This window comes from Pararobbsia alpina (genome assembly GCF_965118125.1).
GTDB lineage: Bacteria > Pseudomonadota > Gammaproteobacteria > Burkholderiales > Burkholderiaceae > Pararobbsia > Pararobbsia alpina_A.
In genome coordinates, this window is record NZ_OZ221287.1 from 3112293 (window position 1) to 3125464 (window position 13172).

Here is a 13172-nt window from a genome sequence, read left to right on the forward strand (position 1 = left end):
ATGGAGCACGCTGGAACCGACATCGGCCGGCGAAAGACGAGAACTGACCGCGTGGCAGCAACGGCGATGCCGCCGACGGCACCACCGCGGGAAACGACAGCCCCCCGTCAAACGACACCGCAAGACACACGCCTCGGACGCGGTGCCGCCGTGCTCGGCGTCTTCGTCTGGGCATCGGGCCTCATCGCGCTGCTCATCGCTTTCGGGGATCTTCCGTCGGCCCATGCGCCTACGACGGACGTCGTGCCGATTCAGATCGTCGACGCACCGCCGGTCGCGACGCCGCTGCATGAAACGTCGCCCGCCGAAACCGCAGAGACGGCCACGGCACGACACAGCCCGACGAATCGATCGCCAGCGCCGCGCTCTGCCGCGCCATCGCCATCGCCATCGCCATCGCCATCGCCATCGCCTGCGAAGGCTTCCACACACACGGACCGTGGGGACTCACGCCGCGAACGTGAGTCCCCACCACCGGCACCCGCGCCGGCACAGGCGGCTCCCGTTCCTGCGCCGCCATCCGCCCTATCACCGCCTTCGCACGACGCATCTTCCGAAACGCACGCAGACGCGACATCGAAGCGCGATGGGTCTTCCGAAGCAACCGCAAACGCATCGTCGAATTCATCGGCGTCGAATACCGACCACCAGGCAGGGAGCAGCACTGCACGGGCGATCTACCAGCCGCTGCCAGATGTCCCGGACGAAGCGCGCGAAGAGGCGTTCACGGCCATTGCACTGGCACGCTTCGTCGTGCACGCGGACGGCCATTGCGATGTGAGCCTGATTGAGCCGACACGAAACCCGACGCTCAACCGCCTGCTGCTGACGAGCCTCCGACAGTGGCGCTTCGCCCCCGCAACCGAAGGCGGCCACGCCGTCGAGACCACCATCGATTTGCGCGTGCATTTCAACGTGCAATGAACCGCGGCGGTGCCGTGTCGGTCACGACATCCAATGCTTCACGCCGCCGACGACCTGCACGAGACCCATCACAGCGACAACGCACGCCGAGAGCCTTGCCACCTTCGGAATCCAGTCGTCCGGAATGCGTGAGCCGAGCCCGGCGCTGACGCCGCTGAGTACGAGCCACCAGCACGCCGAACCGGCAAACACGCCGGCAACCATCGTCGAAGGCGCCACCCATCTCGGACCCTGCGATGCCGCGACGCTCGCGCCAAGCGCCGCGAACATCGCGATAAACGACAGGATCGTCGTCGGATTGGATAGCGTCAGCGCAAACGTCGTGGCAAACGCGCGCGGCACGCTGACCGCGGCGGCACGGGGCGCATCGGTTTGCGCATGCATCCGGAACATCGCACGAGCGAGCCACAACAGGAACAATCCTCCGCCGATCTGCAATGCCATCGTGAACATCGGGAACCCCATCACGATGCCCGCGACGCCGATCGCCCCAAGCAAGCCATAGACCGCGTCGGCGCACGCCGCGCCCAGCCCTGTCGCGAGCCCGGGCGCAAAACCCCCGCTCAGGCTGCGATGAATGCACAACATGCCGATCGGACCGACCGGCGCGGCAATACAAAACCCGATCACCCACGCGTTCAGAAATAGCATCCCGTCCTCACTCCGAATGCTCCGATCGTAGAGCGTTCAATACCTGGCGGAAACGGGTTTATTAAAGTAAAAATCCCATATCACCTTAAAAACTAAACAAGGACAGTTGATGGACATGGATCGTATCGATTGGCAATTGCTCGATGCCCTCCAGCTCGACGGACGCGCGACGATGACCGCACTCGCCAGGCAGGTTGGCCTGTCGGTGCCCGCCGTGACGGAGCGAGTCCGCAAGCTCGAGGAAGACGGCGTGATATCGGGCGTCGTTGCGCGCGTGAATCCGCGCGAAGCAGGTTACGGCGTGACCGCGCTGATCGGCATCACCGTTCCGCAACCCGCCAAGGCGCGCTTTACGAAGTTTCTCGAGGGTATCCCTGAGGTCCTTGAATGCTTTCACGTCACGGGGGCCGACTCGTATGTGATGAAGCTCATCGCGACGAGCGTCGAGCATCTCGAACAGCTGATTGCGCGCATCAATATCTATGGAGAAACGCGCACGTCGATCGTCATGTCGACGACGATTCCCGCGCGGCCGCTGCGCCAGCCTTCGGCCGACATGCGAAACGCACGCCTCGCAAAGCGAGGTCGGTGAGCAAACATTGCGCACTATGCATATACTGGATTGGATGTCCCCTCAATAGAACGCATTCAGCGAGGCTCGTCACCATGGGTACCATGAACCGACGCCAGTTCCTGAAAGTGTCCGCTACCACGCTAGCCGGCTCCAGCCTTGCGTTGATGGGCTTTTCGCCGGAACCCGCGGTAGCGGAAGTCAGGCAATACAAACTGGCGCGCATGACCGAGACGCGTAATACCTGCCCCTACTGCTCTGTCGGGTGCGGGATCCTGATGTACAGCCTCGGTGACCATGCAAAGAACGCCAAGACGAGCATCATGCATATCGAGGGCGACCCCGATCACCCCGTCAATCGCGGCACGCTGTGCCCGAAGGGTGCGAGCCTGCTCGACTTCGTTCACAGCCCGAGCCGCTTGCTCTACCCCGAATACCGCGCGCCCGGCTCCGACAAGTGGCAGCGCATCACCTGGGATGACGCGCTCGACCGCATCGCGAAGAAGATGAAGGCCGACCGCGACGCGAACTTCATCGAAAAGAACGACGCCGGCCAGACCGTCAACCGCTGGCTCAGCACCGGCATGCTCGCCGCATCGGCCGGTAGCAACGAAGTCGGTTACCTGACCCACAAAACGATTCGCAGCATGGGGATGCTGCCGTTCGACAACCAGGCGCGTGTCTGACACGGCCCGACGGTGGCAGGTCTTGCCCCGACGTTTGGCCGTGGAGCGATGACGAATCACTGGGTCGACATCAAGAATGCCGACGTGATTCTTGTGATGGGCGGCAATTCGGCCGAGGCGCACCCATGTGGATTCAAATGGGTCGTCGAAGCGAAGGCGCACCGCAAGGCGAAGCTCATCGTCGTCGATCCGCGTTTTACCCGTACCGCATCGGTCGCCGATTTCTACGCGCCCATCCGCACGGGCACGGACATCGCATTCCTGAGCGGCGTCATCAATTACCTGCTGACGAACGACAAGATCCAGCACGAGTACGTCCGCAACTACACGGACATGAGCTTCATTGTGCGGTCGGATTTCGCGTTCAACGACGGCATCTACTCGGGCTACGACGCCGACAAGCATACATACGCCGACAAGAGCACATGGGACTACGAGATCGGTGACGACGGTTTCGCCAAGGTCGACCCGACCCTGCAGGATCCGCGTTGCGTCTATCAGATGTCGAAAGCGCACTATTCGCGCTACACGCCTGAGGTCGTCGAGAAGATCTGCGGCACGCCCAAGGAGAAATTCCTCGTCGTCTGTGAAACGCTCGCGAGTTGCTCAACGCCCGACCGCGTGTCGACGATTCTGTACGCGCTCGGCTGGACGCAACACTCCGTCGGCGCACAGATGCTTCGCACCGGTGCGCTCGTGCAATTGCTGCTCGGCAATATCGGCGCGGCCGGCGGCGGCATGAACGCGCTGCGCGGGCACTCGAACATCCAGGGCCTCACTGACCTGGGGCTGCTGTCGAACTCCCTGCCCGGCTATATGACGCTCGCGCTCGACAAGGAGCAGGATTTCGACGCGTTCATCAAGAAGCGCGCGCCGCAGCCCTTGCGTCCGAACCAGCTCAGCTACTGGAAGAATTACAAGGCCTTCCACGTGAGCCTGATGAAAAGCTGGTGGGGCGACCACGCAACCGCCGACAACAATTGGGCATATGACTACCTGCCCAAGTACGACAAGCTGTACGACGTGCTCTACGCCATGGAACTCATGACGCAGGGCAAGATGAACGGCTATATCGCGCAGGGCTTCAATCCGCTGGCTGCCGTTTCCGACAAGGCCAAGAACATCAAGGCGCTGTCGAACCTCAAGTGGCTCGTGATCATGGATCCGCTTGCGACCGAGACCTCCGAGTTCTGGATGAATTACGGCGAGTTCAACGACGTCAAGTCGGCCGACATCCAGACCGAGGTGTTCCGCCTGCCGACGACCTGCTTTGCTGAAGAATTCGGCTCGCTCGTGAGTTCGAGCCGCGTGCTCCAGTGGCACTGGCAAGGTGCCGATGGCCCGGGCGAGTCGCGCAGCGATCTCGAGATCATGGCTGAGATCTTTACGCGGATGCGCACGATGTACCAGAAGGACGGCGGTAAATTCCCCGATCCGATCCTGAATCTGACGTGGCAATACGCCAACCCGTTGAGCCCCACGCCTGAAGAACTTGCGAAGGAGTACAACGGCAAGGCCCTTGCCGACCAGACTGACCCGAACGATGCGTCGAAGGTGCTCGTCAAGTCGGGCGCCCAGCTCTCGGGCTTTGCACAGCTTAAGGACGACGGTTCGACAGCGAGCGGCTGCTGGATCTTCTGCGGCGCGTGGACCGAAGCCGGCAACCAGATGGGCCGGCGTGACAACAGCGACCCGACCGGCATCGGACAGACGCTGAACTGGGCCTGGGCATGGCCGGCCAACCGCCGCGTGTTGTACAACCGCGCGTCATGCGACCCGAGCGGCAAGCCGTTCGACCCGAAGCGCAAGCTGATCGCGTGGAACGGCAAGGCGTGGACCGGGGCCGACATCCCCGACTACAAGGCGGACGAGCCGCCCGAAAACGGCATGGGTCCGTTCATCATGAATGCCGAGGGCGTGGCGCGTTTCTTTGCGCGCGATGGCTTGGCAGAAGGTCCGTTCCCCGAGCACTACGAGCCGTTTGAAACGCCGCTCGGCTACAACCCGATGCACCCGAAGAATCCGCTTGCGACGAACAACCCCGCGGCGCGAATCTTCCCGGCCGACAAGGCCGGACTCGGCAAGGCCGCGGACTACCCTCATACGGCAACGACGTATCGGCTGACCGAACACTTCCACTACTGGACGAAGCACGCGCGCCTCAACGCCATCGTGCAGCCCGAACAGTTCGTCGAAATCGGCGAGGATCTCGCCAGGGAGGTCGGCGTCGTGGCGGGCGACCGCGTGAAAGTGTCATCGAGCCGCGGACACATCGTCGCGGTGGCGGTCGTCACCAAACGCATCAAGCCGCTGATGATCGAAGGCAAAAAGGTGCAGACCGTCGGCATTCCGCTGCACTGGGGCTTCAAGGGCCTGACTAAACCCGGCTATCTCGCCAATACGCTGACGCCTCCCGTCGGCGATGCGAATACGCAGACACCCGAGTTCAAGTCGTTCCTCGTCAAAGTCGAAAAGGCCTAAGGAGACCGTCATGGCATTGCAATCGCTCGATGTCAAACGCATGTCGGCCACCACGGTGCCCGAGACGCAGATACGCGAGCCCGCGACCGGCACCGTCGCCAAACTGATCGACGTTTCGAAGTGCATCGGCTGCAAGGCGTGTCAGACGGCCTGCATGGAATGGAACGATCTGCGCGACGAAGTCGGCACGACGACGGGCATCTACGACAATCCCCGCGACCTCTCCGAGCACTCGTGGACGGTCATGCGCTTTGCCGAATACGAGAACCCCAAGGGCGACCTCGAATGGCTGATCCGCAAGGACGGCTGCATGCATTGCGAGGACCCGGGTTGCCTCAAGGCCTGCCCTTCGCCGGGCGCAATCATCCAGTACACGAACGGGATCGTCGATTTCCACGAAGAGAACTGTATCGGTTGCGGTTACTGCATTGCAGGCTGCCCGTTCAATGTCCCGCGGATCTCGAAGAAAGACCATCGCGTGTACAAGTGCACGCTGTGCTCGGATCGGGTTGCCGTCGGGCAGGAACCTGCTTGCGTCAAGACGTGCCCGACCGGCGCCATCATGTTCGGCACCAAAGTCGATATGAAGCAGCAGGCGGCGGACCGCATCGAAGACCTCAAGGAACGCGGATTCGCGAATGCCGGGCTTTACGATCCGGCCGGTGTGGGCGGCACGCATGTGATGTACGTGCTGCACCATGCCGACCAGCCAAGCCTGTATCACGGCCTGCCCGACAATCCGCGCATCAGTCCGATGGTGCGGCTCTGGAAGGGCATCGCCAAGCCGATTGCACTCGCGGGCCTCGCGCTCGCGGCGCTCGGCGGCTTCTTCCATTACACGCGGATCGGCCCGAACGAAGTATCGATGGACGACGAGCTCGAAGCCCGGGACGAAGTCACGCGCATGCGTGCGCGTGAGGCCGACCGCCGCCAGGGACTCGATGAGGAGCGCAGCGATGTCTGATCATCTGACCAACCCGGGCAAACGCCGCCGTGCCCACACGACCCACGCGCCCATCGAAGATGAAATGATCCTGCCGGGCGCCTCGCTCGAAGGCGAGGATCTGATCGTTCGCTACACGCCCAACGATCGAAGCAATCACTGGATTACGGCGATCAGTTTTGTGCTGCTGGCGCTGTCCGGACTTGCGATGTTTCACCCCGCGATGTTCTGGCTTTCCGCGCTGTTCGGTGGCGGCCAGTGGATGCGGATCCTGCATCCGTTTATCGGTCTCGTCATGTTCGTGTCCTTCGGGCTGCTGGCGCTGCGTTTCTGGCATCACAACCTGATGGACCGCGAAGACTGGCAATGGCTGCGACAGATCGACGACGTCCTCAACAACCGCGAAGAGAATCTGCCCGAGATCGGCCGATACAACGCGGGCCAGAAAATGCTGTTCGTGGCGCTCGTCGGCTGCATGATCCTGCTGATCCTCAGCGGCATCGTCATCTGGCGCCGGTATTTCTCGTTCTATTTCCCGATCGAGATCATCCGGCTTGCCGCGCTCGTGCACGCGGTGGCGGCGTTTGTACTCATCATGAGCATCATCGTCCACATCTACGCCGCCCTCTGGATCAAAGGGTCCATTGGCGCGATGGTGCGCGGCACGGTCACGCTCGGCTGGGCGCGCAAGCACCATCCGCGCTGGTTCCGTGAAGTGATCCGGGCCGACCGGCGGCCACGTTGAGCACGCGTCGCCCGGCGCCTGTGCGCCGCGACGACGTTCTCCGGCATCGCCCCAGGCACCCTGGCCGCGCGGACGAGCGACGGCGCACCGGTCGACGCGGCGCGACCGAAGCGCGACCTGAGCGCGACCTAAGCGCGACAAATCGCGCCTCCCGCTCCCCGATGGCAAAGCGCCGATGGTTGTCGTACAGTGCGGTGAACCGCGTGGCGCACCCGCTGCCCGCGCGACCGCGACAGACGCGTCCCATCGACCTCCATTGGGCGATACGGTAGTCATGCCAAAAATTCTCGAACCCGGCGAAATCTCGGCCCTCGACGCATCGGCACTCCCACGTATCCGTCTGCCCGAGCGGCCATCGGTCTTTGCGGATCGGGCCCGGCGTCTGCGGGCACTCGCGCGTGACAACACGATCTCCGGGTACCTCAAGCTGATGGCTGTTGTCGTCGACGCACAGCACGCCATGCTTGCGCAAGCCGGGCCGGCGGACCTTGACCGCGATTCGCTCGAACTCGCCCTGGCCCATGGCATGCCGGTCGTGCCTGCGGTGTCCGCAACGCTCGATGAAGGATGGCGTGACACACTGCAAACGTTAGTCGCGCATGTTCGCAAGGCCGTCAAAGCGGACGCAGCGCTCGCCCCGGCGTTGTCCGGCATCACACCTCTGCTGGATCGGATCGACGCGATGTCCGCGGCCGACCTCGATCGTCAGGCCGCAGCCGTCCTCGATCGTGATCTCGACGTCGTGGATATCGCCGTCGCACCGTTCATCCATGCCGCACTTCAGGTTATCTGGACGCATCGGGCGTGCGCGCTCGAAACCACGGAACTGCCGTATCTCGACACACCTGGCCTCTGTCCGGCCTGCGGCTCTCCGCCGGTCGCGAGCATTGTCCGAATCGGCGGGGTACACGAAGGCTATCGATATCTGCAATGCAGTCTGTGCGCAACCGAGTTTCATTTTGTGCGCGTCAAATGTGCGCATTGCGAATCGACCAAAGGCATTGCCTACCGAAGTCTTGAGCTCAGCCAGGACAAGGCTGCGCCCGACGGTTCGCCGATCGACATTGGCAAAGCAACGATGAATCCCGGCAACCGGGTCAGTGCAACGCGCGCCGAATCGTGCGACGAGTGCCACAGCTACCTCAAGATCTTTGCACAGGACAAGGCGCCCGAGGCCGAACCCTTCGCCGACGATCTTGCGAGCCTGACGCTCGACCTCATGATGAACGACGCCGGGTATTCACGGCCTAATCCGCATCCGTTCCTGTGGCCATCCCGGGTCGAGGACGTTGACGCTTCCGACAAATAAGGGCCGACGCATGAGCGAAGACGGCGGCACGCATCGCCCTCCCCTGTCGAGCATTCCGTCTGTCGAGCAGTTGCTCGCCTCCGACGCGTTCGCGCCGATCATCGCCCGCCACGGCCGGACACAGGTGCTTGCCACATTGCGCGAACGGCTTGCAACGGTACGCGAAGCACTGCGTGCCGGCCAGACGTGCGACCTCGATTCCGCTTCGCTCGCTGCGCAGACGCTCGATGGGTTAGACGCTGCTTCAGCGCCGCGCTTGCGCACGGTCTTCAATCTGACCGGCACCGTCCTGCACACGAACCTCGGCCGGGCCTTGCTGCCGGAGGCCGCGGTGCAAGCCGTCGTCGAGGCGATGACGCGGCCCGCCAACCTTGAGTTCGACCTCAACACCGGCTCGCGTGGCGACCGTGACGACTTGATCGCCCCGCTGCTGCGCGAATTGACCGGCGCCGAAGCCGCCACCGTCGTCAATAACAACGCGGCTGCGGTGCTGCTGATGCTTGCCGCGCTGGCGCCGCGCAAGGAAGTGATCGTGTCACGCGGCGAACTCGTCGAGATCGGCGGCGCCTTCCGCATTCCGGACATCATGGCCCGCGCCGGTGCGAAGCTTCACGAAGTCGGCACCACGAATCGCACGCATTTGCGCGACTATGTCGATGCGATCGGTCCACGCACCGCGATGCTGATGAAAGTGCATGCGAGCAACTATGCGATCGAAGGCTTTACGCATGAAGTCCGCCTCGCAGAGCTTGCGACCCTGGGTCGCGAACGGTCCTTGCCTGTCGCAGTCGATCTCGGCAGCGGCTCATTTGTGGACCTCGCGCAATACGGCCTCCCACGCGAAGCGACCGTCCGCGAAACGGTTGAGGCCGGCGCCGATGTCATTACGTTTAGCGGAGACAAACTACTGGGCGGCCCGCAGGCCGGCCTGATCGTCGGACGCGCGGACCTCATTGCGAAGATCAAGAAGCACCCGCTCAAACGCGCCCTTCGAGTCGGCAAACTGACACTCGCCGCGCTCGAGCCCGTGCTCGCGCTATATCGAAGCCCTGAGTTCCTCACCGAACGCCTGACCACACTGCGCTTGTTCACGCGCGCGCCGCAAGACATTCACGACGCCGCACAACGTTTGCAGCCTGCTTTGCAGCAATGGGTCGGCGAAGCCTTCGTGGTGAGTGTCGAGGCCATGCTCAGCCAGATCGGCAGCGGCGCGTTACCGGTGGACGCGCTGCCGAGCGCGGGCCTCGTCATCCGTCGCGCGGATGGCAAAGCGGGCGGCCGTACCTTGCTGCGCGTCGAGGAGCGGCTGCGTTCCTTACCGCGTCCGGTCATCGGCCGGATCGCCGACCACGCGTTGCGTCTCGATCTGCGCTGCCTCGAAGCGCGCGACGAGCCTGCCTTTACGGCGCAACTCGACCCGAGCCCGGGCACCCGTTCATGATCATTGGTACGGCGGGTCATATCGATCACGGCAAAACGACACTGGTCCGTGCGTTGACCGGCGTCGATACCGACCGCCTCAAGGAGGAGAAATCTCGCGGCATTTCGATTGAACTGGGCTACGCGTACACGCCGCTCGCCAATGGTGACGTGCTCGGCATCATCGACGTACCCGGTCATGAGCGCTTCGTCCATACGATGGCCGCCGGCGCCTGCGGCATCGACTATGCGTTGCTCGTCATCGCGGCCGACGATGGCGTGATGCCACAAACCCGCGAGCACCTTGCCATTCTCCAGTTGCTGGGCGTCACGCGCGGCATCGTCGCCCTGACCAAAGCCGATCGCGTCGACGCGGGCCGTGTCGATGCCGTGCGTCGTGAGATCCACGCGTTGCTGGCCTCGACGCCGCTCAGCGATGCAGCGATTTTTGCCGTCAACGCCACCGTACCCGGCGACGCCGGTGTCGCGGCGCTCAACGACACATTGCGAGAAGCCGCTACCGAATGGCATGCGCGACGCGACGACGGCGTGTTCCGGTTGGCCGTCGATCGCGTCTTCACGCTGGCGGGCCACGGCACCGTCGTCACCGGCACCGTGTTTTCCGGATCTGTGCGCACCGGCGACACGGTTCGCCTGATGCCGGCTGATGTCAGCGTGCGCGTTCGCAGCATCCATGCGCAGAACCAGGCGTCTGAATGTGGGCGCGCAGGGCAGCGATGCGCATTGAATCTGGCCTCGATCGACAAAGACCAGATACGACGTGGCGACTCGATCGTCGACCCGGCATTGGCCAGCCCTTCTGAGCGTATCGACACCGAACTCACGCTGCTGGCTGACGCGCCCTCGCCGATCACGCACTGGAGCCCGGTCCACGTTCATCTCGGCACCTTCCATGCAATCGCGCATGTCGCGTTGCTGGAGGCCGATACCCTGACACCCGGTTCGACGGCCCGCGCGCAACTTGTGTTCGACGCTCCGTTATGCGCGGTGCCGGGAATGCGTTTTGTAATCCGTAACGCCCAAGCGAGTGCAACAATCGGCGGTGGTCGAGTGCTCGATCCGTTCGGTCCTGCGCGCAAGCGCCGAACTCCGGAACGTCACGCGTGGCTCGACGCGATTGCCGCGTGGCTCGATAGCGGGCGCATTGAGCCTTTGCTCGAGGGCGCTCCTTTCGGGCTGCCTCGACGCCTTGCAATCCATCTGACCGGCTTCCCCGTCGAACGCTTGACCCTGCCCGGGGGAACACGCACGCTAAGCGCCCGACGTGGAACAAGCGACAGCACGGATCAGGCGACGCATGCCGATGACGATGTCCTGATCCTGGGCAAACATTGGGACGCGTTGTCCCAGCGTGTGCTGCAGGCACTCAGGACCTTCCACGAGCGCTCACCGGACGAGATCGGGCCGGACGTGTCGAGACTCCGGCGCATCGCTGCGCATACATGGCCCGACACGGTCTGGTACGCGTTGGTCGACACGCTCGTGCAGTCAGGCGAGATCGAGCGGTCCGGACCCTGGTTGCATCTGCCTGGTCATGTACAAACGCTGGGGCAGGAGGAACGCGAGACGGCCGAGGACATCCTGGGTCGTACGCTCGCCGGGCATTTCGATCCGCCGTGGGTTCGGGATATCGGCACTGCCACCGCTATTGGAGAGGCACAGGCCAGACTGTTGATGCGGCGCCTCGCGCAACAGGCGCTGCTCCATCAGGTGGTGCGGGACCTTTACTACCACCCTGCGGCCATCGCGGAACTTGCCACCATCGCGCGCGCGGTCGCGACAGCCTCAAACGGCCCGATCGTCGCCGCCGCGTTTCGTGACGCTACCGGGCTCGGGCGCAAACGGGCGATCCAGGTTTTGGAGTTCTTCGATCGCGTTGGCTATACTCGCTTTCACCGCGAGGCGCACTGGCTGCGAGGGCCTCAGGGCACGCATCCGTTTGAACACATGCAGTCCGCTGACACGCAGGATGTCGATGCGCGGTCCGGCGGTTGATGTCATGCGGACCACCCGCCCCGCAAACCGGCGTGAAAGCAGTTAGAGTCTCTCTGGCGCCGTACGACAGGGTGCAGAGGCCACGACCGCGGTACGAGGCCTTTTAGGTAACGAGCTTCATCACAGTTCAAGATACGGAAGGCATCCGCGTCCGGTGGCGCGGCTGAGCTTCAAACTCAGTGGGGGGCGTCAGACGCTCCCGGGTAGGTTCGACTCCTGCTGCCTTCCGCCAACACGGTTGGGGTTAGTCTCCTGCGATCGCGCATGCTCAGGCTAAGCGTAAGGCGAAGTGGAGAAATTCGAGTCCTCCCCGAAGCCACGCCGTTCATCTCGAAATCACCAACTTTCTCTCTAGCTTCTGAAGCGATCGAAACCGCTCCGGTCGATGGCCTTCCGGAAGAGCTTGTGGTAGAGTCTTTCTCGAGTCGGGAGCGCCGTGAAGTTGCGACGCGTTGGGCGATTGTTCCACCTGGCTTACCAAATACGACGGGCTGCTTCGGCAGCCCGTTTCCATTTCCGCGGTGAGATCAGATATATGTACCTGACGTATTTGGACGAATCCGGTTCGCCAGGCGACTTGAACACACCATTCTTTGTGCTCGCCGGCGTGTCAGTCTTCGAACGTCGAACCCACTGGCTCGAACAAGAACTGGATGCGATAGCCGAGCCTTTCGAGCAGCGCGCCGGCACCTACCTCGAACTACACGCCTCGCCCATGTTCTCCGGCAAGGATGGTTGGGGGCAATTCAGTGCTCCGGATCGCGCTCAAGCGGCAGCGGACGTTGTGAGAGTCCTTACCGACAGTCGTCCACGGCTGAACGTGTTCGCGGCCGTCATCGAGCAGAGCCAAATGCTCAGCGCGGCGGACATTCTTCCTTACTGCTACGAAGTGTTGGCATCCAAGTTCGATGATTTTCTTGCGCTCAAATTTCAGCGGGAGAATGACCCCCAGCGTGGTCTTTTCGTGCTGGATCAGAAGCGGGCTAACGAAGAAAAGGACATGCAGGCGTTGCATCGGACGTTCAAGCAGGTTGGGCACGCTAGAGGGAAGCTCCGAAACTTCGCCGAAGTTCCGATGTTCGCCGACTCTAAGTCGACGCGGCTGCTCCAGCTCGCAGATAGTATCGCTTACTGGATTTTTCGCTATTATGCCCGTCTGGACTCGTGGGCCTGGCCTCAAATCGCTCCATTCATGGCGACTTTGGGAAATGGTCGTTCCGGCCTGCATCAGGTGCTCGATCCCGCAACGCCGGCTCGCTTGGCGGCAATTCAGCCTCCCAAATATCCGTTCCCGCCGGCGCAACCGCGGCCAGCTGCGTGTGAACGAGCTGTCGTCCAGCCGGTTTGTCAGCCTGTCGCACGAATCGCGAGGGACGCCGTAATCGTTGCTTGATCGGACGGTGAGGTTAAAGCGACCCATCATGCTT

At 62.9% G+C, this 13172-nt stretch carries 10 protein-coding genes and 1 tRNA gene; 10 read left to right on the forward strand and 1 reads right to left on the reverse strand.

From position 1 onward, the window contains the following. Positions 1-924: a TonB family protein gene (locus tag ACMFWR_RS13480; RefSeq protein WP_413192152.1), complete on the forward strand. Its 924-nt coding sequence runs from the start codon at positions 1-3 to the stop codon at positions 922-924. 21 nt (positions 925-945) lie between these two features. Here the strand turns inward: ACMFWR_RS13480 and ACMFWR_RS13485 are convergent, their stop codons facing one another. After that, positions 946-1575, reverse strand: a complete 630-nt coding sequence (locus ACMFWR_RS13485) for a LysE/ArgO family amino acid transporter (RefSeq protein ID WP_413192153.1) — start codon at positions 1573-1575, stop codon at positions 946-948. A gap of 115 nt (positions 1576-1690) precedes the next feature. Between ACMFWR_RS13485 and ACMFWR_RS13490 the strand changes: the two genes are divergently transcribed. From ACMFWR_RS13490 to ACMFWR_RS13530, 9 genes are all read left to right on the forward strand, one after another. Next, complete coding sequence (locus ACMFWR_RS13490; RefSeq protein ID WP_413192154.1) at positions 1691-2167, forward strand: Lrp/AsnC family transcriptional regulator; 477 nt, start codon at positions 1691-1693, stop codon at positions 2165-2167. A 74-nt stretch (positions 2168-2241) separates the two neighbouring features. Next, entirely contained in the window at positions 2242-5313 is a 3072-nt protein-coding gene (fdnG, locus tag ACMFWR_RS13495; protein WP_413192155.1) for a formate dehydrogenase-N subunit alpha, read from the forward strand. Between the two features lie 10 nt (positions 5314-5323). Continuing rightward, positions 5324-6277, forward strand: a complete 954-nt coding sequence (gene fdxH / locus ACMFWR_RS13500) for a formate dehydrogenase subunit beta (RefSeq protein WP_413192156.1) — start codon at positions 5324-5326, stop codon at positions 6275-6277. Between the two features lie 64 nt (positions 6278-6341). Then, positions 6342-7001: a formate dehydrogenase subunit gamma gene (locus tag ACMFWR_RS13505; protein WP_413194889.1), complete on the forward strand. Its 660-nt coding sequence runs from the start codon at positions 6342-6344 to the stop codon at positions 6999-7001. Positions 7002-7275: 274 nt separating this feature from the next. Then, the gene (fdhE, locus tag ACMFWR_RS13510) at positions 7276-8310 is read left to right on the forward strand and encodes a formate dehydrogenase accessory protein FdhE (protein ID WP_413192157.1); all 1035 of its coding nucleotides are present in this window, start codon (positions 7276-7278) and stop codon (positions 8308-8310) included. Between the two features lie 10 nt (positions 8311-8320). Beyond that, positions 8321-9751, forward strand: coding sequence for an L-seryl-tRNA(Sec) selenium transferase (selA, locus tag ACMFWR_RS13515; protein ID WP_413192158.1), 1431 nt, complete (start codon positions 8321-8323; stop codon positions 9749-9751). After that, positions 9748-11745 (forward strand): selenocysteine-specific translation elongation factor, encoded by a 1998-nt coding sequence (selB, locus tag ACMFWR_RS13520; RefSeq protein ID WP_413192159.1) that lies wholly within the window; start codon positions 9748-9750, stop codon positions 11743-11745. Before selA ends, selB begins: the two co-directional genes overlap by 4 nt. 136 nt (positions 11746-11881) lie before the next feature. Beyond that, positions 11882-11977 (forward strand) — tRNA-Sec (locus ACMFWR_RS13525). 303 nt (positions 11978-12280) lie between these two features. Continuing rightward, a complete protein-coding gene (locus ACMFWR_RS13530; RefSeq protein WP_413192160.1) occupies positions 12281-13138 on the forward strand; it encodes a DUF3800 domain-containing protein in 858 nt (285 codons plus the stop codon). Positions 13139-13172: the final 34 nt, after the last annotated feature.

Bases quoted from the DNA above. Each gene is read 5' to 3' on its own strand.
- fdhE (WP_413192157.1), top strand. From the start codon at position 7,276: ATGCCAAAAATTCTCGAACCCGGCGAAATCTCGGCCCTCGACGCATCG.
- ACMFWR_RS13490 (WP_413192154.1), top strand. From the start codon at position 1,691: ATGGATCGTATCGATTGGCAATTGCTCGATGCCCTCCAGCTCGACGGA.
- fdxH (WP_413192156.1), top strand. From the start codon at position 5,324: ATGGCATTGCAATCGCTCGATGTCAAACGCATGTCGGCCACCACGGTG.
- selA (WP_413192158.1), top strand. From the start codon at position 8,321: ATGAGCGAAGACGGCGGCACGCATCGCCCTCCCCTGTCGAGCATTCCG.
- ACMFWR_RS13505 (WP_413194889.1), top strand. From the start codon at position 6,342: ATGATCCTGCCGGGCGCCTCGCTCGAAGGCGAGGATCTGATCGTTCGC.
- ACMFWR_RS13485 (WP_413192153.1), bottom strand. From the start codon at position 1,575: ATGCTATTTCTGAACGCGTGGGTGATCGGGTTTTGTATTGCCGCGCCG.
- selB (WP_413192159.1), top strand. From the start codon at position 9,748: ATGATCATTGGTACGGCGGGTCATATCGATCACGGCAAAACGACACTG.
- ACMFWR_RS13530 (WP_413192160.1), top strand. From the start codon at position 12,281: ATGTACCTGACGTATTTGGACGAATCCGGTTCGCCAGGCGACTTGAAC.
- ACMFWR_RS13480 (WP_413192152.1), top strand. From the start codon at position 1: ATGGAGCACGCTGGAACCGACATCGGCCGGCGAAAGACGAGAACTGAC.